Raw genomic sequence first — 20,336 nt, forward strand, 5'->3', positions numbered from 1 at the left:
CCTCGTCCAAGCTGCAATCCCTGCACCGGAGCAACGGATGCACACCGCCACACCCGGACGAGGCGTAATCAGTGCACCCACGCAAGGACTGCAGGTTCGAGCGGTCGGCCCGCCTTGCGCACGACGAGGCGCGCCCGCACGAATGCGGGACCCGTCTTGCATCATGGTTCGCGCGGGACTTGGCCAACCCCACCGTGGCCGGGGCGAGCGACCTAAGGTGGTGGATTTTCCCTCTCCATGGGAGGAAAACCCGCCAGCAAGGGCCACAGCGGGTTGCACCATGCAGAAGATCGCGGTGACGACCCCAAACGACCATGCCTACGACCCGGTTGGGCATTGAGCTCAACCCCACGACCCAGCCACTACCCTCGTGGGCATGGACCAGCCCGAAATCTCGCGACTGACCCGCGCCCTGCGCCACGGCATCGGTCAGGACGACCAGCACCGCGCTGTGGTGCCCGCCTGGTACGGGTCGTCGAACTACACCTTCCCCACGATCGCCGAGGAACCCGACTACGCCTACAGCCGCTCGGGCAACCCGACACGCGACCTGTTCGGTGAAGCGCTGGCGACCCTGGAAGGGGGCGCCGGCACGGTGGTCACCTCCTCGGGCATGTCAGCGGCCACACTGGCAGTGCTGGCATTGGTACCGGCCGGCGGACGAGTGGTCGCTGCCCACGACCTGTACGGCGGCACGTGGCGGCTGCTCAACCGGTTCGCCGCCGACGGCCGGCTGCAGGTCGACTGGGTCGACCTGACCGACCTGGACGCGGCCCGAGCGGCGCTGGCCACCGAGGCCGACCTGGTCTGGGTCGAGAGCCCGTCAAACCCGCTGCTGCGGATCACCGACATCGCCGCGGTCTGCGAACTGGGCCATACTGCCGGTGCAAAGGTGCTGGCCGACAACACCTTCTGTTCCCCCGTGCTGCAGCAGCCGCTGTCGATGGGCGCCGACCTGGTGCTGCACTCGACCACCAAGTTCATCAACGGCCACTCCGACGTGGTCGGGGGCGCCCTGGTCAGTGCCACCGAAGAACTTCACGCCGACCTGGACTGGTGGGCCAACACCACCGGCGTCTCCGGCTCCAGCTTCGATGCCTGGCTGCAGCTGCGCGGGCTGCGGACCCTGGACGCAAGGATGCGCGTGCACCAGGAGAACGCCGCCGCGGTCGTCGAGCTGCTGGTCGACCACCCGGCGGTAACGAGAGTCCACTACCCCGGCCTGCCCGACCACCCGGGTCACGAACTGGCCACCCGCCAGCAGTCCGGCTTCGGTTCGCTGATCAGCTTCGAGGTGGCCGGGGGCAGGGCAGCCACCGAGGCCCTGGTCGACGGCCTGCGCACCTTCTGCCTGGCCGAGTCACTCGGCGGGGTCGAGTCGCTGGTGGTACACCCCGCCGCGATGACCCATGCGGCGATGAGCGACGAGGCGTTGGGGCTGGCCGGCATCTCCCAGGGGTTGCTGCGCCTGTCGGTGGGCATCGAGCAGTCCGCCGACCTGGTGGCCGACCTCGCCGCGGGGCTCGACCGGGCGGCCGCGGTCACCGGCTGAGGTCGTCCGCAGCCCATCGCTGTCCCCGCGCGGGTTGGACTGGCAGACTGGGCGGGTGCCCAGGTTCCTGTCAGCCCACCCGGATTCGCGGTTGCTCGCGCTGCCGTGGAGCACCCCGCTGGAGGAATGGCCGACCGACCTGCTGGTGGCACTGCCCCGCGGCATCTCCCGCCACGTCGTGCGGTTCATCCGGGTCGGTGAAGAGGTCTACGCCGCCAAGGAGGTCATCGAGCACTTGGCCGTGCACGAGTACCGGCTGCTGCACGACCTGCGCCGGTTGGGGGCGCACGGGGTCGAGGCCCTGGCCGTGGTCAGCGGCCGCACCTCCGCCACCGGCCAGCCACTCGACCCGATCCTGCTGACCCGGCACCTGTCCTTCTCGTTGCCCTACCGCTCGCTGTTCCACTCCGGCGTCCGCCAGGAGACGGTGATGCGCCTGATCGACGCCCTGGTCGTCCTGCTGGCCCAGTTGCACCTGCTCGGGTTCCTGTGGGGTGACGTGTCGCTGTCGAACGTCTTGTTCCGGCGTGACGCCGATTCCTTCGCGGCGCACCTGGTCGACGCCGAGACCGGCGAACTGCACGAAAAGCTCACCGACGGCCAGCGTCTGCACGACCTGACCATCGCCCAGACGAACCTGTTCGGGGAGTTCCTCGACCTCGAGGCCGGTGGGCTGCTCGACGCCTCGCTCGACCCGCTCAACCTGGTCCAGACCATCGAGAACCGCTACGAGGAGCTGTGGACCGAGCTGACCGGTGTCGAGGAGTTCACCGGCTCCGAGCTGCACCGCATCGAGGGTCGGGTGCGGCGGTTGAATGCGCTCGGCTTCGACGTGGCCGAGCTCGACATCTCAACCTCACCCTCGGGTGACAAGGTGCGGCTGCAGCCGAAGGTGGTCGACGTAGGCCACCACCCCCGCCGCCTGCTGCGGCTGACCGGCCTCGACGCCGAAGAGAACCAGGCCCGCCGCATGCTGAACGACCTCGACACCTACCGGGCCCGCAACAACTGGGGCCACATGGACGAGGCCGTCGTTGCCCACCGCTGGCTGACCGAGTGCTACGAGCCGACCGTGGCCACCATCCCCGCGGAGCTGCGGGGCAAGCGTGACAATGCCCAGTTCTTCCACGAGGTGCTCGACCACCGCTGGTACCAGTCGCAGAAGTTCAACCGTGAAGTGCCGCTCACCGAGGCGGCGCACAGCTACGTCAACGAGTACCTGGCGGGACTGCCCGACGAGGCCCTCAGCTCGGAATCGATGCTGCAGGTCACCCAGGCCGGGAACACCCCCAACAACCCCTACGACCCGTCGAAGGGGTTCGCCGAACCCACCGACGAAATCCCGATCTACGACCCGTGGGAGGACGAGGCCGAAGAGGTCGACCCCGCCTCGGCCAGCGTGCTCGACATCGCCGCACTGCGCGCCAAAGCGGGCGACCACCCCGCCTGAGGGCGCCCACCCCTGTTTGCCCCAGAACGGTGCACTTGCCACCGTTCCGGAACGGTGGCAAGTGCACCGTTCAGGGGCAAGTAGAGGTTGAGCAGCGGGCAGTACAGGTTGGGGACGGCAGTCAGGGGCAAGTAGAGGTTGAGCAGCAGGCACACACCGGGCCGGGCACGCGTCACGGACGGATAACGAGGTCTCGAGTGTGGGAATAACTCCGCACGGTGCAGAATTGTCCCGGTTGGGCGTTGGACCGCTTGTCGTGGTCCTTGTCGCACCCGCGGCCGCCCCGCTGCCACCCCAGCCCTGTGCAGGTGGCGGCACCAGAGACGCGTCGCCCCGGCGACGTCGGGGCTTGTTGCCCCCAGTTGAAAGGAAGCATCATGCTCAAGCGTTGGGCCACCCCACTCGCTGCCCTGACCACTGCCATCGCCCTGCTGCTGAGCGGCTGCGGCTCCGATGACCCCAGCGGCGTCGGCGACGGCACCGACACCCCGATCTCGGTCGGCGTGGTCGGCGCCTCGGACCCGCAGTGGAACATCTTCACCAAGAAGGCTGAAGAGGCCGGCATCAAGGTCGAGATCAAGGACTTCACCGACTACACCACCGAGAACCCGGCGGTGAAGGACGGTTCGCTCGACTCCAACCAGTTCCAGCACATCCTGTACCTGGCCCGGTACAACAAGGACCAGAACGCCGACCTCGTCCCGATCGCCTCGACCGCGATCTACCCGCTGGCGCTGTACTCGAAGAAGCACACCTCGCTCGACCAGATCCCCGACGGCGGCCAGATCGCCGTGCCGAACGACGAGACCAACAAGTCCCGCGCGCTGCACGTGCTCGCCGAGGCCGGGCTGCTGACCCTCAAGGAGGGCACCGGTGTCATCGCCGGTGAAGAGGACATCGACACCGCCGCCTCGAAGGTGACCGTGTCCCCGATGGACGCCCAGCAGACCGTCACCGCGCTCGCCTCGATCGACGGTGCCGTGGTGAACAACGACTTCGTCAACGACGCCGGTCTCGACCCGAACACCGCGCTGTTCGCCGACGACGCCTCCTCGAAGGCTGCCGAGCCGTACATCAACGTGTTCGTCGTCCGCAAGGCTGACGCCGAGAACGAGCAGCTGCTCAAGCTCGCCGCCATCTTCGCCGACCCCGAGTTCACCGCCGCCCTGCAGGAGAACTCCGGCAACTCGGCCGTGCTGGTGAACAAGACCCCCGAGGAACTGCAGCGGATCCTCGCCGAGGTCACCGAGTCGCTCGACTGATCACCCAGTGACCAGCCGATGAGCACACCCATCATCACGCTGGACGGCGTGCACAAGCGCTTCGACGCCTCGTCGGGCGATGTGCACGCCGTCAACGGCGTGTCCCTCGACATCCATCCCGGTGAGATCTTCGGTGTCATCGGGTTCTCCGGAGCCGGCAAATCGACCCTCGTCCGACTCATCAACGGGCTCGAACCGACCACCTCGGGCACCCTGGTCGTCGACGGGCACGTGGTGTCGTCGATGACCGAGAAGCAGCTGCTGCCGGTGCGCCACAACATCGGGATGATCTTCCAGCAGTTCAACCTGTTCGCCTCCAAGACGGTCAGTGAGAACATCGCCTACCCGCTGACGATCCTCAACTCCGAGAACAAGCAGTGGGACAAGGCCCGCCGGGCCGCCCGCGTGGCCGAGCTGCTCGACTTCGTCGGCCTGTCCGACAAGGCCAAGGCCTACCCCCACCAGCTGTCCGGCGGCCAGAAGCAGCGCGTGGGCATCGCGCGCGCCCTGGCGTCCAACCCCAAGATCCTGCTGGCCGACGAGTGCACCTCTGCCCTCGACCCGCAGACCACCGAAGAGGTGCTGGGGCTGCTGCGCAAGGCCAACGACGAACTCGGCATCACCATTGTGATCATCACCCACGAGATGGACGTCGTGCGCAACCTGTGCCACCGCGTCGCGGTGATGGAGAACGGCCACGTGATCGAGACCGGTGAGGTCTACGACATCTTCAGCAACCCGACCCACCCGACCACCCGCCGCTTCGTCAACACCTCGCTGAAGGACCGGCCCAACGCCGCCACCCTGCAGCGGCTCGCGCAGAGCTACCCCGGCCACCTGGTCACGGTCACCATCCGCGACCACGACACCGGCGGACGAACCGTGGTCAAGACCCTGGACGAGGCCAATGTGCGCGCCGACCTGGTCTATGGCTCGATCGTCGAGATCGCCGAGCGCCCCTACGGTTCGCTCACCTTCGCCCTCAGCGGGGACGAGGCGCAGATCGCCCACGCCCTGGGCCTGCTGCGCGAGTTCACCGACGTCGAGGAGCACCCGGTCAGCGCGCCCGGCGGGCCTGCTGAGCCCGCGACCCCGGTCGGCGACCAGCCCGCTGGCAGTGGGCCGGATGAGCCCGGTGAACCCGTCGTCATCACTGTGGAGGACCCCCGATGAAGTTCGACTTCTCCACCAACGGCCACGTGTTCGTCGAGGCCATCTTCACCACGCTGTACCTGGTCTCGATGGCCCTGGTCATCGGTGGCCTGATCGGCATGGTGCTGGGCCTGACGTTGACCCTGACCCGCAAGGGTGGGCTGCTGCAGAACTCGCTGGTGTTCAACGTGTTGAACGTGGTGATCAACTTCTTCCGACCGATCCCGTTCATCATCTTCGTGGCGGCCATGGGCCCGCTGACATTGGCAGTGGTCGGCACCAGCATCGGCACCAACGCGTTCCTGTTCCCCATGATCATCATGGTGTCGATGGGCACCTCGCGCATCGTGGAACAGTCGCTGGTCGGCATCGACCCGGGCGTCATCGAGGCGGCCCGCTCGATGGGTGCCTCAACCTGGCGGATCATCCGCACGGTGATGATCCCCGAGGCGCAGGCACCGCTGATCCTCGGCTACACGTTCCTGTTTGTCGCCATCGTGGACATGTCGGCCCTGGCCGGGATCGTCGCCGGTGGCGGCCTGGGTGCGTTCGCCCTGTCCTACGGCTACCAACGCTTCGACTGGGCCATCACCTGGATCACCGTGCTGGTGATCGTCGCCCTCGTCCAGGTGGTGCAGTTCCTCGGCAACTGGCTGGCGCGCAAGTCCCAGCACCGCTGACCCTGCACGCGCAGCTTGCGGAGGATGACCCCCTGCACCCCCACACTCCGCGTTCGGGGCGCACGGTGCAGGGGGCGCTGCACCGCATGTCAGAATGAGCGGGTGAGCTTTCGACTGTATGACTCGGCCAGCGGCCAGGTCCACGACTTCCACCCCTTGGAGCCGGGGAAGGTCTCGATCTACCACTGTGGGCTGACCGTCCAGTCCTCGCCGCACCTGGGTCACATCCGCAAGGAGGTCGTCTTCGACGTCCTGCGGCGCTGGCTGACCGCCTCGGGCCTCGAGGTCACCATCGTCGCCAATGTCACCGACATCGACGACAAGATCCTGGCCAAGTCGGCCGAGCGCGGGGTGCCGTGGTGGGCGCATGCCTACGAGTTCGAGAACGAACTGCACGAGGCCTATGCCTCACTGGGCTGCCTGCCGCCGACCTACGAACCGCGGGCCACCGGGCACGTCCCCGAGATGGTCGAACTCATCGAGACCCTGATCGAGCGCGGCCACGCCTACGTGGCCCCCGACGGCTCCGGCGACGTCTACTTCGACGTCAAGTCGTGGCCCGAGTACGGCTCCCTGTCGCACCAGAAGGTCGACGACATGGAGGACGCCGCCGATGCCGACCCACGCGGCAAGCGTGACCCGCGCGACTTCGCGCTGTGGAAGGGCCACAAGCCCGACGAACCAGCCTCGGCATCGTGGCCCAGCCCCTGGGGACGCGGTCGTCCGGGGTGGCACATCGAATGCTCGGCGATGGCCGGCAAGTACCTGGGCGACGCCTTCGACATCCACGGCGGCGGCATCGACCTGCGCTTCCCGCACCACGAGAACGAACTGGCCCAGTCACGGGCGGCCGGTCGTGGGTTCGCGACCTACTGGATGCACAATGCCTGGGTCACCATGGCCGGGGAGAAGATGAGCAAATCCCTCGGCAACACCGCCAAGGTGACCGAGGTGACCAAGCTCTACGACCCCCGCGCGGTGCGGTTCTTCCTGCTGGCACCGCACTACCGTTCGATGATCGAGTTCTCCGCCGCCGACGAGGCCACCCGCGGGTCACTCGACGAGGCCACCAAGGCGATCGAGCGCATCGACTCTTTCCTCGCCCGCGCCACCGAGGCACTGGGCACCCCGACGACCACCACCACCGACGAGGCAAACGCCGCGGACGACCCGGCCCAGCCCGGCACCGCCCAGTGGCAGGCCTTCACCGCCTCGATGGACGACGACCTGGGCACCCCCGGCGCGGTGGCGGCGCTGTTCACCGCCGTGACCGAGGGCAACAAGGCGATCGCCGCCGGCGACCTGGCCGCGATCGGCGAGCACGAGAGCACCGTGCGACGCATGCTCGACGTGTTCGGGCTCAACCCCGACGCCCCCGAATGGGCCCACCTGCGCGGCTCGTCCGGTGGCGACCTGGCACCCGTGGTCGACGGCCTGGTGAGCGCCCTGCTCGACCAGCGCGCAGAGGCCCGTGCCCGCAAGGACTGGGCGGCCGCCGACACCATCCGTGACACACTGGCCGGTCTTGGCCTCAAGATCACCGACACCCCGCAGGGTGCCCGGTGGGAACTGGAGAACTGACATGGCCGGAAACAGCCAGCGCCGCGGTGCGACCACCAAGGGCAAGGGCCGCACCGCCGGCTCGGGCGGGCGCGTGCGCCGTGGGCTCGAGGGCAAGGGCCCCACCCCCAAGGCGGAGGACCGCCCCTACCACAAGGCCTACAAGGCCAAGCAAGCGGCAGCCCGGCGGGCGTCTGGCCGCCAGCAGCGCCCCGGGCAGGGCGGCAAGGGTCGTCCGGGGTCGGGGCCCGAATGGGTGGCCGGGCGCAACCCTGTGCTGGAGGCGCTGCACGCCGGCCTGCCGGTGAAGACCGCCTACATCGCCGACGGCGCCGAACGGGACGACCGGCTGCGCGACATCCTGAAGTTCGCCGCCGAGCACACCATTCCCATGGTGCAGGTGCACCGCTTCGAACTGGACCGGCTGACCGGCGGGGCCCTGCACCAGGGGGTCGCCCTGCAGCTGCCGGCGTTCGAGTACGCCCACCCCGACGACGTGCTCGCCGATGCGATCGACGACGAGGATTCCGAGGCGCTGGTGGTCTTCCTGGACCAGATCACCGACCCGCGCAACCTGGGTGCGGTGATCCGGTCGGCGGCGGCGTTCGGCGCCCACGGTGTGGTGATCCCCGAGCGGCGTTCCGCGGGGATGACCGCGGCAGCCTGGAAGACCTCGGCCGGTGCGGCCGCCCGCATCCCGGTGGCGATGGCCACCAACCTGAACCGTGCCCTGGAGTCGTATGCCAAGGCCGGCTTCACGATCGTCGGCCTGGCCGGTGAGGGTGATGTCGACGTGGCCGGCATCCCGGGTGTCGACGGGCCCCTGGTCGTGGTGATCGGTTCCGAGGGTGAGGGCCTGTCGCGCTTGGTCCGTGAGCACTGCGATCACCTGGTCTCCATCCCGATCAACAGCGACGTGGAGTCGTTGAACGCGTCGGTGGCCGCCTCGATCGCCCTGTACGAGATCAATCGCTGCCGCTGAGTTCCGTCGGCTGCAGTCCGGCACGGGGATGTCCGTGAAGTTGCCGACTTCGCGCGCCCGACGCGGGTCCGGAGTGAACCCGGTGGACGTTTCTGTGTTCACCGGCGCCGCTGAAGCTTCTCGGCCTGCCTGACCGATTCGGGTAGGTCACCCAGGTTGCGTTCGGTGAACCGCAGCACCATCCACCCAGCCAGCACCAGCAGGTTGTGACGAACGGCATCGTTGTCCATCACCTCGCGGGTTCGGTGGGCTGACCACCCATCAATCTCGACCGCCAGCATCTGATGCGGAAAAGCGATGTCGATGTAGAAGGTGCGACCGCGAACCCTCACCCGGTGGTTCGCCTGCCAATCGCCGATGCGATGGCGTCTCAGGCCCCGATGAGCCTGCCGCTCCAGGAACGACCAGGGCTGGTCGCGGGAGTCAGAAAGCAAGCGCCGAACCTCTGTGTTCCCGTGTCGCCCCGGCAGAGCGGCGAGCGTCTCGTGCAGCCTGTCCAGCGTGGTGGCTCGTCGACGCAAGGCCTCATCGATGGCATTGCCGCCGTCAACCTCAACGAGGTCGAGCACGGTCAGCGGGGTGCTGGTCCAACGCAGGGTCCCACTCCCCCTGACCATGTCACTCGGCACCGAACGAGTCGTCTGCCGCACCCACTGCGGACAGCCACGCCGGAATCGGGCGCCCGCAACCCAGATGTCGTCGATGCGATGGTCAGGCCAGAAGGTGAGTCGGGCAGCCGTCGGACCGGTCAGCACACCCTCTGGTCGCGCAGCCTGTACCGCCCAGACCCGGTCATGCCAGGTGAGCGCTTCCGATGGTGAGTAGATGCCCGGCAGTACCCGGTGCAGTCGACCGGCCCGAACCAGCTCGTCAACCCGGCGCTGGCGCGAGCGGGGCAGCTCCTTGCGAATGATCATCGGATTCTCCATGACACGGTCATGAGTGCGGAATGCGCCAAGTGTTCAGCTGGCCACAGAGAAAGTGGCGGGAGGATGGTCTTCCACAGCAGTCCACCCAGGAATGTCCACGAAGTTGGCCTCAGAGGGCTCAATGAGGGGCTCAGCCCGCAGCTCATGGACATCTCTGGGGGCAAACACGATCGACGCCACCACCTCGACCCGCGGTAGATTGTCCCCAGACCAAACTGCGAGGAGCACCCGTGTCGAACGTGAACGCTGAACTGGCCAGCGCCTACAAGACCATCCTTGACGTCGTCGGCCGCACCGAGCCGCGCATCGCCGAGGCCACCCGTCAGGAACTGACCGACCAGCGAGGTTCGCTGAAGCTGATCGCGTCGGAGAACTACGCCTCCCTGCCGGTGCTGGCGACCATGGGCACCTGGCTCAGCGACAAGTACGCCGAGGGCACGGTCGGACACCGCTTCTACGCCGGTTGCCAGAACGTCGACACCGTCGAGTCGGTGGCCGCCGAGCATGCCCGTGAGCTGTTCGGCGCCGAGTACGCCTACGTGCAGCCCCACTCCGGCATCGATGCCAACCTGGTCGCCTACTGGGCGATCCTCGCCAACAAGGTCGAGTCCCCCGCTCTCGAGCAGGTCGGCGCCAAGACCGTGAACGACCTGACCGAGGACGACTGGGAGTCGCTGCGCAAGGCCTTCGGCGAGCAGCGCATCATGGGCATGTCACTGGACGCCGGTGGCCACCTGACCCACGGCTTCCGCCACAACATCTCCGGCAAGATGTTCCACCAGCGTTCCTACGGCACCGACCCCGAGACCGGCCTGATCGACTACGACGCGCTGGCCGCCTCGGCCAAGGAGTTCAAGCCGCTGGTGCTCGTGGCCGGCTACTCGGCCTACCCGCGTCGGGTGAACTTCGCCAAGATGCGCGAGATCGCCGACTCGGTCGGCGCGGTGCTGATGGTCGACATGGCCCACTTCGCCGGCCTGGTCGCGGGCAAGGTGTTCACCGGCGACGAGGACCCGATTCCCCACGCCCAGGTCGTGACCACCACCACCCACAAGTCGTTGCGCGGCCCCCGCGGTGGCATGGTGCTGGCCACCAAGGAGTTCGCCGCCGACATCGACCGTGGCTGCCCGATGGTGCTGGGCGGCCCGCTGTCTCACATGATGGCCGCGAAGGCCGTCGCGCTGGCCGAGGCCCGCACCAGCGAGTTCCAGACCTACGCCCAGGACGTGGCCGCCAACGCGAAGGCGCTGGCCGAGGGCTTCCTCACCCGTGGCGCGAAGCTGGTCACCGGTGGCACTGACAACCACCTGGTGCTGCTCGACGTCACCAACTACGGGCTGACCGGCCGCCAGGCCGAGTCGGCGCTGATCGACGCCGGGGTGGTCTCGAACCGCAACTCGGTGCCGCAGGACCCGAACGGCGCCTGGTACACCAGCGGCGTGCGACTGGGCACCCCCGCCCTGACCTCGCGCGGGTTCACCACCGACGACTTCGACCGGGTGGCCGAGCTGATCGTCGACGTGCTGTCGAACACGACCCCGGCCACCACCAGCACCGGTGCGCCCGGCAAGGCGAAGTACGTGATCGCCGACGGCGTGGCCGACCGGACGAAGGCTGCTGCCCAGGAACTGCTGGACGCCCACCCCCTCTACCCAGGATTGGAGTTGTGAGCGCGCCATTGGCCGCGGGGGGTGACCCCCAACGAGAAGTGCCCCTGCGCATCGCGCAGGGGCACTTTCATTTCTTGACCGGGTGCAGGGGTCATCCCCCGAAAACGGATCAGCGCGAGAACAGGCGGCCCTGGACGACGGTGATGAAGGCATCCAGTGAGGCCGGCAGGTGGTGCAGGTGCCAGTCGTCGGGGGCGTGGTACCAGTCGAGCTTCTTGGAGTCGGCCTGCTCGTCCCCATCGGCCGCGACCAGCGCCTCGATCCAGCGGTCCTTGCCACCGAGGACGACGGCATAGGGCAGCAGTTCGGAGATCTCGTGCAGCTCGCGACCCTTGGGCATCTGGTCGGTGCGCTGGTGCTGCAGCAGCGAGGCGAACCCGTGCAGGCCGGCCAGCAGCTCCGACCCGCGGGCCGAGCGGCGCGGCATCAACTGCGAGACCCACAGAAGGCCGACGGCCACCGCGACCAGCGCCAGGCCGAGCAGGCCGTAGGTGGTGAAGGCCACCAGCAGGCCGAGGGCCACCAGAGCCACGACCAGGGTGACCCACCCGGCGATCGCGAAGGTGTTGCGGGCCGCGTCGGGGCGCTTGTCGAACCAGCCCTGGGCCACCACGTCGTCGTAGAGGGCGTCCTGCACCTCGGGGATGACCGGGCCGACGGCCTCGGAGATGTGCGAGACCAGGACGGGGTTGCCACCCTTGGGAGCCACCGCGTCGAGCAGCAGGGTCTCGTAGGGGTGCAGTTCCCCACGGCCACCCTCGAGACGGGTGAACGACCAGTCCATCGGGCTGTGGCCGTCATTGGGCAGTTGTTCGATGCGCAGGTGACCGCGGACGGCGAGGTCGAGCAGGGTGCCGGTCACGTCGACAGGGTCGACGCGTTCGTCGGCCACGGTGCCGATCTGGCCCGGTCGCACGTCGCTGACCATGCTGAACTCCGACTCACCCTCACCCACCGGGGCGAACTCGGCGACCAGGGTCGGGTGGGACAGTGCGGCAATGTCACGCCCGGCGCGCCGGTGCAGTGACCACAGCGCCAGCGCCCCGAGCAGCAGGGCGGCCAGCGCCGCCAGGGCGGTCGGCCAGCTGAAGGTGAAGGCCCGGTCGAGGGTCCAGCGGTGGTCGATCTGCTCGTTGGCGCTGAGCAGGCTGGCCGGCGAGATGAACGTCACCATGACGACCTCATTCGCGCCACGCGGGCCGTCCTCGAAGGTCGGGACGGGGGCCTCATGGGTGCCGGCCTGCCAGTTCGAGCACGCCCCCGGTGCGACGGGGTTGCCGGAGCGGCAGTCGATCCAACTCACCGGAGCCGAGGTGTTGATGCTGCCGGTGACCGAGGTGACCCCGACATTGAGGCCCTGCAGGAAGTGCCAGGCGAAGGTGGTGGTGGCCTCGTGCTCGTCGGGCTTCTCGTTGGCGGCGACGGCACCGACGACCTTGTAGCTGATCACGATGGGTTCGTTGTTCGCGGCGGCGGTGTTGATCTCGATGACCTTGTCGTCACCGTCGTCACTGACGGTGGCACCCAGGTCGTTCCCGCCGGCGCTCGCCTTCAGGTCGGTGATCGTGTAGACGTAGTCGCTGGTCGAGGTGGCCGGTCGCCGGGTCCGGAAGGCCTGCCGCAGGGTTTCCGGCTTGGTCTCACCCAGGGTGACGGTGGCATTGACCGTCAGCGCACCGTCGGACGCCAGCTGCGCATCGATCTCATAGGACGCGGCAGTATCGTCGGCGCGCGCCTGCACTGCCACTGGCCCTGCCACCAGCATCGCGCCCAGGATGAGCGCGAGCAGCAGCCGAAGGGGGCGGGTCAGCCAGGTACCCACAACTTGGTTCGACATCACGAGACCTCTCCGCAGTGCGGGCTCCCGCACCTTCGCTGACGGCTACTATTCCACACCCCGGGGGTCATTGCCGAGACCCTCGGAGCAGCTATTGTTACAACGTGACAGAACGTGGTTTTGTGATTCTGCACACAGCAGCGGGCGACCGGCCCGCGCACCCCGGCAACGCGCCTCAGCAATGGGAGTCGAAATGTCCAACCAGCCCTACCCGCCCGGCTCCCCCCCAGCCCAGCCCTACGGCCAGCCCCAGCAGTTCGGGCAGCCCCAGCAGTACGGGCAGACCCAGCAGTACGGGCAGTCGGGCCAGTTCGGGCAGCCCCAGCAGTACGGTCAGCAGCAGTTCGGGGGGCAGGGCTTCGGACCCCAGGGCTTCGGCAATGCCCCGGGCGGCTTCAGCACCTGGGGTGCTCCCCCGCGAGGTGTCCCCGGCCCGGGCTTCCAGGGTCAGGGCCTCCAGGGCCAGGGACACCCGGGCCAGGGGTTCGGTTCCGGTTACCCGAGCGGCACGATGCAGCCCCATGGCGGTGGCTGGCAGCCGCCGCAACAGCAGCAGAAAGAGAGCATCCTGCCCGCGGTACTGATCGTGGTGGGCGCCCTGGTGGCCGTGCTGGTCCTGGCGCAGCTGTTCGGCGGCGGTGGCAGCCCGGGCGGTGACGACCCGGCACCCGGTTTCAAGCACGACGACTACCAGGTTCCCCCGGCCGCCGGCCAGCACCCGGACCTGCCCTGGCCCAGCTCGGATGCCGAGGTCGAGCAGTGGATGACCAACAACAACCTGTACAACTTCCAGATCGCCAAGCCGGTGCGCTGCGAGCTGCCGGCGTTCAACCACGTCGGCGCCAGTGCCGAGGCCAAGAAGGCCCAACTGGAGTTGACGCTGGTCTGCCTCGTCCGCTTCTGGGGCCCCACCCTGGAGGAGGCCGGCTTCACCATCACCCACCCGACCGTGACGATGTACGACTCCCCCATCCAGAACGCCTGCGGCAGGGCCGAGACCCGCAACGCGTTCTACTGCGGCGCGGACCAGAACCTGTACTTCGCCACCGACGTCCACGAGCTCGTCGGCATCAAGATGAACGACCCGTGGGTCTACGAGTCGGTGATGGCCCACGAGTTCGGGCACTCCGTGCAGGGGCGAACAGGCATCATTGCCGCCAAGGCCATCAAATCGGACAAAGCCACCGACGAGGCCGGGAAGCTCGAACCCACCCGCCGAAATGAGGCGCAGGCCGACTGCCTCGCAGGACTGTTCTTCAATGGCGCGCAGGAGTCGATGGGGTTGAGCCCGCAGGACGCCCAGGGCATCGGCGACATCTACGGGCAGATCGGCAACGAGGATCCCAACCGGCTCAGCAGCCATCCCCAGCCGCCGACCCGGCAGAAGTGGTTCACCACCGGCCTGACCAGTCTCAACATCAGCGCCTGCAACTCCTACATCGCCCCGCTCGACGACGTGAAGTAGCCCGCTGCCCCCGGGCGCCCGTGGGGCCTGCTGCCGAACAGCTCGAGCACCCGGCGGCGACCCATCGGGAGGCTAGCCTGAACAGGTGAGCAATCCTGAGGGTCTTGACGATCTCGCCACCCGCCGCCGGGCGCCGGGCACCCAGTCACCCGGGGCCCCGAAGCCTGCCGGCAGCGGGTTCGGCACCCAGTCGCAATGGCGCAAGCCCGCGCCGGGCACCCGGCACCCCCAGTTCACCGCGCCCCAACCGTGGGGCAGCCAGCCCGCCGCCCCGGCCCAGCCGGTCGGGACGGCCGCGCAGCTCGGTCAGCAGCCCCAGTTCGGTCAGCAGCCCCAGTTCGGCCAACCGCCCCAGCAGGCCGCACCTCGACCCGCCCAGCAGCCCGGGCAGCAACCGTTCGGACGACCCCAGGGCTCGCCGTACCCCGGTGGGCAGCCGGCCCCCTACTCGAGCCAGTTCCAGCAGCAGCCGGGAGCCTGGCCCCAGCAGTACCCAACCGGTCGCCCAGGCCCCTACGCCCAGGGCCAGTACCCCCAAGGCCAGTACCCGCAGGCCGGCTACCCCCAGCAGCCCTACCCGCAGTACCCGTCGCCCCAGCAGCCCCCGCGGCAGAAGTCGTTGATGCCGGTGGTGCTGGTGTGCATCGTGGCCGTGGTCGCGGTGCTGGCGGTTGTCTCGCAGCTCAATGGCGGCGGCACCACCGACCCGACCAAGCGCTACGAGAACGACGACTACCAGGTGCCGCCCGCCGCCGGGCACCACCCGGATGCGCCGGCGCCCACCAGCGAGAGCCAGGCCATGGGGTGGCTGGAACGCAACCCCATCTACGAGCAGAACATCGCCAAGTCGGTGCGCTGCGAACTGGACGACTTCGACCACACCAGCGCCACCGCTGACCAGAAGAAGGTCCAACTCGAGAAGACGCTCGAGTGCCTCGTCCGCCTGTGGGGGCCCACCGTCGAGGCGGCCGGGTTCACCATCACCCACCCCACGGTCACCATGTACAGCACGGAGACCCAGGGTGCCTGCGGCAAGATGCCGATGCGCAATGCCTTCTACTGCGGCAACGACCAGAACCTCTACTTCGCCACCGACATGCACACGCTCTTCGGGCCCAAGTCGAATGACCCGTGGGCCTATGAGGCAGTGATGGCGCACGAGTTCGGGCACTCGCTGCAGGGCCGCACCGGCATCATCCCCGCGCGCAACTACGTGCTGGAGGACGAGACCAGCAAGGAAGTCGCCTACCTGTGGGTGCGCCGCAACGAGGCGCAGGCCGACTGCCTGGCCGGGTTGTTCTTCAACAGCGTGCAGGAGTCGATGGGGCTCACCCCTGAGGACGTCCAGAGCATCCAGGACTTCTACGGCCAGATCGGCAACAAGGACCCGAACCGGATCAGCACCCACCCCCAGCCGCAGACCCGCTACGCGTGGTTCCAGAAGGGCATGACCGACACCTCGGTCGGGGTCTGCAACAGCTACGTCGTGACCGCCGAAGAGGTCAAGTAGCCCGCTCACCCCGGTCGGGGCCGGTCACGCATCCTGCGGGGGCGACCCGGCAGCGAGCTACTGTGGAAAAGTGACCACCCCCCAGGATTCCCGCGGCGACGGCACCCGGAGCGGACAGCGCCCCGTGCGTCCTGCGCAGACCGGTCGTCCCACGGGCCGACAGACCGGCCGCCAGACCGGCCGACAGTCTTTCGGTGGCAGCAACGGGGGGTTCGGCACCCAGTCGCAGTGGCGTCGTCCTGACCCTCGGACGAGTGGGTCTGCGGCCCCTGCTGCCCGGTTCCAGCAGCCGATGGTCCACCCCGGTGCGCCGGCGCCGAGCGCCCCGGCCCAGCCGGTGCCGGCCGCGCACCTCGATGCCGGTCAGGGACCCCAGCACATCGTCACCCCGCCCCGTGTCCGGGCAGCTGAACCCCAGCAACCCCAGGGACAGCAACCCCAGGGCCAGCAGTCGGGGTGGTCGTCACACCCGGGGCCCTCGTACCAGCAGTCCTCCCAGTTCGGACAACAGCCGCTCGGTCAACAGCAGTACGGGCAACAGCAGTACGCACAGTCGCAGTACCGGGCGCCCCAACAGGCCCCCCACCAGCCGACCCAGTACCAGCCGACCCAGTACCAGCCGACCCAGTACCAGCCGACCCAGTACCAGCCGACCCAGTACCAGCCGACCCAGTACCAGCCGACCCAGTACCGGGCTCCCCAGGCCACCGGCTGGCGGCCCGGACCGGCGGCCTTCCAGCAGTACCCGGCCCCGCAGGGCCCGGCGCTCCCCTACCCGGCCCCCAGCCGACCCGGCCCGTCGCGCACACCCCGCAGCGGCGGCACCATCACGGTGGTCGTCCTGCTGCTGATCGCCCTGGTGGCCGAGGTGTCGCTGACCTACCTGTTCCGCGGCGGCACCGTCGAGGTCGAGACCACCCCGACCCCCACGGCCACCACCCCCGAGTGGGAGAACGACGACTACGAGATTCCCTCGGTCGCCAACCAGGTGCCGCAGATGCCGGCCCCCAACGACTCACAGGCTGACGAGTGGCTGACCAACAACAAGATCTACTCGGTCACCATGGCCACCCCGGTGCGCTGCGAGGCTGAACCGGTCGATGCCACCACCCTGAGCACCACCGAGATGGCTGCCCAACTGAACGACGTGATGAAGTGCCTGCTGCGGGTGTGGGGCCCGGCGCTCGAAGAGGCGGGGTTCACCGCCACCCGCCCGTCCATCACGGTGATGGCCAGCGAGCAGCAGACCGCCTGCGGCAAGATGCGCATGAAGAATGCCATGTTCTGCTCCAGCGACCAGAACCTCTACTTCGCCAGCGACCTGCCCGAGCTGTTCGACCCCACCCACGCCACCAAGGCGTGGGTGATCGAGTCGGTGCTGGCCCATGAGTACGCCCATGCTTTCCAGGGCCGCACCGGCATCATCCCGGCGCGCAACGTGCTGGCCGACGAAGCCGCTACCCGCGAGGAGGAGTACCTGCTCGTCCGCCGCAACGAGGCCCAGGCCGACTGCCTCGCGGGGATGTTCTGGAATGCGGCGGCCAAGTCGCTCGAACTCGACGAGGAGGACATCGCCAACATCGTCGAGACCTTCCGCAGCATCGGCTCCGACCGGGACGGGACGACCCGGTTGAGCACCCACCCGACGATGGCCACGCGCGCCAAGTGGGTCAACACCGGGTTGGCGGCCACCGACATCGGGGCCTGCAACACCTACAGGGTGCCGGCCTCCGAGGTGGCCTGAACCAGGGCGGTCGCGATCGCGGCCACACCCTCACCGCGCCCGGTCAACCCCAGTGCGTCGGTGGTGGTCGCCGCCAGGCTCACCGGGCAGCCCAGCGCTGCTGCCATGACCTGCTCGGCCTCGGCGCGGCGGGCGGCGATCCGGGGCCGGTTGCCGATCACCTGGACGGCCACATTGCCCAGCACGAACCCGGCCGCACGCACCCGGCGGGCCGTCTCGGCCAGGAAGGCCACCCCGGACGCACCGGACCAGGCCGGGTCGGAGGTGCCGTAGTTGCTGCCCAGGTCTCCCAGGCCCGCCGCCGAGAGCAGGGCGTCGCTGGCCGCGTGGCAGGCGACGTCCCCGTCCGAGTGCCCGGCCAGGCCGGCCGGTTCGTCGGGGAAGTGGAGCCCGGCCACGTGCATCTCGACCCCGGGTTCCAGGCGGTGGACATCGATGCCGATACCGGTGCGGGGCAGGTTCATCGGACCGGTTCGCGTTCCCGGCAGATGGCCTCGGCCACCAGCACATCATGGGGTTCGGTGATCTTCAGCGCATCGCGTGACCCGGCCACCAGCACCACGTCGTGGCCGTTGGCCTCGCAGACCGCGGCATCGTCGGTGACCTCCAGCGCCAGTTCGACGGCGCGGGCGTGGCTGTCCAGCAGCACCTGGCGGTCGAAGCCCTGCGGGGTCTGCACCAGCCGCAGTTCGCTGCGGTCGACGATGGAACTGCCGTGCCCGCCGCTGATGACGTGGTCGCGGCGCACCGAATCGATCATGGGCACCACGGGGATCACGGCAGCCGCCCCGGCCTGCACGGTCGAGATCACGGTCGCCACGACCGCGGGGGGCACCAGGGCGCGGGCGGCGTCGTGCACCAGCACCACCCGGCAGGCCTCCAGTTCGGGCACCCGGGCGAGCACGTCGAGCCCGTTGACCACCGAATCCTGTCGGCGGTCCCCGCCCAGGGCGTAGTGCACCGGCACGGTCACGCCGCCCAGGGCAGCCTCGAAGTCGGGTTGCAGCCCGTCGGCGATGACCACGACCAGGTCGGTGCACCCGCCGGCCACCAACGCATCGCAGGACCGGGCCACCAGGCTGCGGCCGTTGACCTGCCGCAGGGCCTTCGGCACCGAGCCCCCCAGGCGGACGCCCGATCCGGCGGCGACGATGACCCCGACCACGGGCAGGCCCTGGTCGGGCGGGAGGAACTGGTCGTCACTCGGCATGGTCGCGATCCTAGCGGGGGGACGTGAAAAGTCGGGGCCCGTCACCGGACCCCGACTTTGTGTTGAGCTACCTGAATTGTCCTGGGCTCAGGACGCGAGCACCTCGTCGAGCAGCACCTCGGCGCGCTCCTCGGCCACCTTTTCTGCCAGTGCCAGCTCGGAGACGAGAATCTGGCGTGCCTTGGCGAGCATGCGCTTTTCGCCTGCCGACAGTCCCCGGTCCTTCTCGCGGCGCCACAGGTCGCGGACGACCTCGGCCACCTTGAGCACGTTGCCGGAGTGCAGCTTCTCGAGGTTGGCCTTGTACCGACGCGACCAGTTGGTGGGCTCCTCGGCGTGAGGAGCCCGCAGCACGTTGAACACGCGCTCCAGGCCGTCTGCGTCCACCACGTCGCGGACACCCACGAGGTCGAGGTTGCAGGCGGGCACACGAACCACCAGGTCGTTTTGACCGATGATCCTCAAGACTAGGTACAGCTTGTCTTCGCCCTTGATTTTGCGGGTTTCGATGTCTTCAATGACAGCCGCCCCATGATTGGGATAGACCACCGTTTCGCCGACCGTGAACGTCATGAGATTATTACCCCTTTCGCCCATCCATTCTAGCACGGAAGGGCCTAGGGGTACCCATCGTTCATCCTAGCCACCGCGCAAACCAACCCTTGACAGGATGGCGGTGGTGTGCGTGGCGTGTCGTCCAGTTGCGTCACGTGTCGTGCCGATCGTCGGCGTTTTCGCTAGTCTACCGAGGGACGCGGCATGTGCCGCCGACGATGGTCGCCACCCGGGGACGGGTTACCTGGTCACAACGAGGGAGATGGACATGGTTAAGGCCCGCATGCGCACCGCCGCTGCAGCTCTGGCTCTGGCCGGTGTCGTGGCGCTGGGCGGTTGCACCAGCACCTTCACCGCGCAGCCCTACACCCCCGGCATCGGCACCAACGTCGACGCCGGCCCGGTCAAGGTCCGTGCGCTGGTCCTGGTGCTCGACGGAGAGTCCGCCCAGCTGACCGGTTCGATCGTGGGGCTGGAGGCTGACACCCTGCTCGGCATCACCGGCCATGCGCAGGACGCCGCCTTCGACAACCTCGGCGCGCTGTCCTTCCCTGACACCCGCATCGCCATCGCCAAGGACAAGCTGACCCCGCTGACCGACAAGAACCTGGTCACCCAGGCCGGCGACCTGACCCTCGGGCTGACCGCCGAGATCACCTTCAACTTCGAGAACTCCGGCAGTGCCACCGTGCAGGTGCCGGTGGTGGACGCCTCGCACGCCGACTACACCCCGACGGCCGACTCCGAGGGCTGAGCAGCGGTCCAACGTTTGGAGGCG

At 68.5% G+C, this 20,336-nt stretch carries 17 protein-coding genes; 12 read left to right on the forward strand and 5 right to left on the reverse strand.

The window, feature by feature from the left end; genetic code table 11:
* Positions 1-376 precede the first annotated feature (376 nt).
* From metB to rlmB, 7 genes are all read left to right on the forward strand, one after another.
* Complete coding sequence (metB, locus tag ACQE3C_RS09015; protein ID WP_434538848.1) at positions 377-1,552, forward strand: cystathionine gamma-synthase; 1,176 nt, start codon at positions 377-379, stop codon at positions 1,550-1,552.
* A gap of 55 nt (positions 1,553-1,607) precedes the next feature.
* Positions 1,608-3,002, forward strand: a complete 1,395-nt coding sequence (locus ACQE3C_RS09020) for a DUF4032 domain-containing protein (protein WP_434538849.1) — start codon at positions 1,608-1,610, stop codon at positions 3,000-3,002.
* 377 nt (positions 3,003-3,379) lie between these two features.
* Entirely contained in the window at positions 3,380-4,264 is an 885-nt protein-coding gene (locus tag ACQE3C_RS09025; protein WP_434538850.1) for a MetQ/NlpA family ABC transporter substrate-binding protein, read from the forward strand.
* Positions 4,265-4,282: 18 nt separating this feature from the next.
* Positions 4,283-5,437 carry a methionine ABC transporter ATP-binding protein gene (locus ACQE3C_RS09030; protein ID WP_434538851.1) on the forward strand — a complete coding sequence of 385 codons (1,155 nt, stop codon included), beginning with the start codon at positions 4,283-4,285 and terminating at the stop codon, positions 5,435-5,437.
* Entirely contained in the window at positions 5,434-6,096 is a 663-nt protein-coding gene (locus ACQE3C_RS09035) for a methionine ABC transporter permease (protein WP_434538852.1), read from the forward strand. Before ACQE3C_RS09030 ends, ACQE3C_RS09035 begins: the two co-directional genes overlap by 4 nt.
* 102 nt (positions 6,097-6,198) lie before the next feature.
* Entirely contained in the window at positions 6,199-7,677 is a 1,479-nt protein-coding gene (gene cysS, locus ACQE3C_RS09040; protein ID WP_434538853.1) for a cysteine--tRNA ligase, read from the forward strand.
* A gap of 1 nt (position 7,678) precedes the next feature.
* On the forward strand, positions 7,679-8,638 hold the full coding sequence (gene rlmB / locus ACQE3C_RS09045; protein ID WP_434538854.1) for a 23S rRNA (guanosine(2251)-2'-O)-methyltransferase RlmB: 960 nt from the start codon (positions 7,679-7,681) through the stop codon (positions 8,636-8,638).
* A gap of 98 nt (positions 8,639-8,736) precedes the next feature.
* On the opposite strand, the gene ACQE3C_RS09050 is transcribed toward rlmB, so the two are convergent.
* Positions 8,737-9,567, reverse strand: a complete 831-nt coding sequence (locus ACQE3C_RS09050; protein WP_434538855.1) for a DUF559 domain-containing protein — start codon at positions 9,565-9,567, stop codon at positions 8,737-8,739.
* Between the two features lie 230 nt (positions 9,568-9,797).
* Here ACQE3C_RS09050 and ACQE3C_RS09055 point away from each other — a divergent pair, with 230 nt between their 5' ends.
* Positions 9,798-11,237 (forward strand): glycine hydroxymethyltransferase, encoded by a 1,440-nt coding sequence (locus ACQE3C_RS09055; protein WP_434538856.1) that lies wholly within the window; start codon positions 9,798-9,800, stop codon positions 11,235-11,237.
* 109 nt (positions 11,238-11,346) lie between these two features.
* Here ACQE3C_RS09055 and ACQE3C_RS09060 read toward each other — a convergent pair whose 3' ends face one another.
* Complete coding sequence (locus ACQE3C_RS09060; protein ID WP_434538857.1) at positions 11,347-13,074, reverse strand: DUF2207 domain-containing protein; 1,728 nt, start codon at positions 13,072-13,074, stop codon at positions 11,347-11,349.
* Between the two features lie 193 nt (positions 13,075-13,267).
* Here ACQE3C_RS09060 and ACQE3C_RS09065 point away from each other — a divergent pair, with 193 nt between their 5' ends.
* The 3 genes from ACQE3C_RS09065 (at position 13,268) to ACQE3C_RS09075 (ending at position 17,793) form a co-directional block, all read left to right on the forward strand.
* A complete protein-coding gene (locus ACQE3C_RS09065; RefSeq protein WP_434538858.1) occupies positions 13,268-14,539 on the forward strand; it encodes a neutral zinc metallopeptidase in 1,272 nt (423 codons plus the stop codon).
* A gap of 85 nt (positions 14,540-14,624) precedes the next feature.
* Positions 14,625-16,049 (forward strand): neutral zinc metallopeptidase, encoded by a 1,425-nt coding sequence (locus tag ACQE3C_RS09070; protein WP_434538859.1) that lies wholly within the window; start codon positions 14,625-14,627, stop codon positions 16,047-16,049.
* Between the two features lie 70 nt (positions 16,050-16,119).
* Positions 16,120-17,793: a neutral zinc metallopeptidase gene (locus ACQE3C_RS09075; RefSeq protein ID WP_434538860.1), complete on the forward strand. Its 1,674-nt coding sequence runs from the start codon at positions 16,120-16,122 to the stop codon at positions 17,791-17,793.
* Here ACQE3C_RS09075 and ispF read toward each other — a convergent pair.
* The 3 genes from ispF to ACQE3C_RS09090 form a co-directional block, all read right to left on the reverse strand.
* Positions 17,763-18,257: a 2-C-methyl-D-erythritol 2,4-cyclodiphosphate synthase gene (ispF, locus tag ACQE3C_RS09080; protein WP_434538861.1), complete on the reverse strand. Its 495-nt coding sequence runs from the start codon at positions 18,255-18,257 to the stop codon at positions 17,763-17,765. The two genes, ACQE3C_RS09075 and ispF, sit on opposite strands and share 31 nt — an antisense overlap.
* The gene (ispD, locus tag ACQE3C_RS09085; protein WP_434538862.1) at positions 18,254-19,003 is read right to left on the reverse strand and encodes a 2-C-methyl-D-erythritol 4-phosphate cytidylyltransferase; all 750 of its coding nucleotides are present in this window, start codon (positions 19,001-19,003) and stop codon (positions 18,254-18,256) included. The genes ispF and ispD overlap by 4 nt, the downstream gene beginning before the upstream one ends.
* 87 nt (positions 19,004-19,090) lie before the next feature.
* Positions 19,091-19,576, reverse strand: a complete 486-nt coding sequence (locus tag ACQE3C_RS09090; protein WP_434538863.1) for a CarD family transcriptional regulator — start codon at positions 19,574-19,576, stop codon at positions 19,091-19,093.
* Between the two features lie 244 nt (positions 19,577-19,820).
* On the opposite strand from ACQE3C_RS09090, the gene ACQE3C_RS09095 reads away from it, so the two are divergent.
* Positions 19,821-20,312 (forward strand): hypothetical protein, encoded by a 492-nt coding sequence (locus ACQE3C_RS09095; RefSeq protein ID WP_434538864.1) that lies wholly within the window; start codon positions 19,821-19,823, stop codon positions 20,310-20,312.
* The last annotated feature ends 24 nt before the right edge of the window (positions 20,313-20,336 follow it).

The sequence above is a fragment of the Aestuariimicrobium sp. Y1814 genome, assembly GCF_050113895.1.
Classification (GTDB): Bacteria; Actinomycetota; Actinomycetes; order Propionibacteriales; family Propionibacteriaceae; genus Aestuariimicrobium.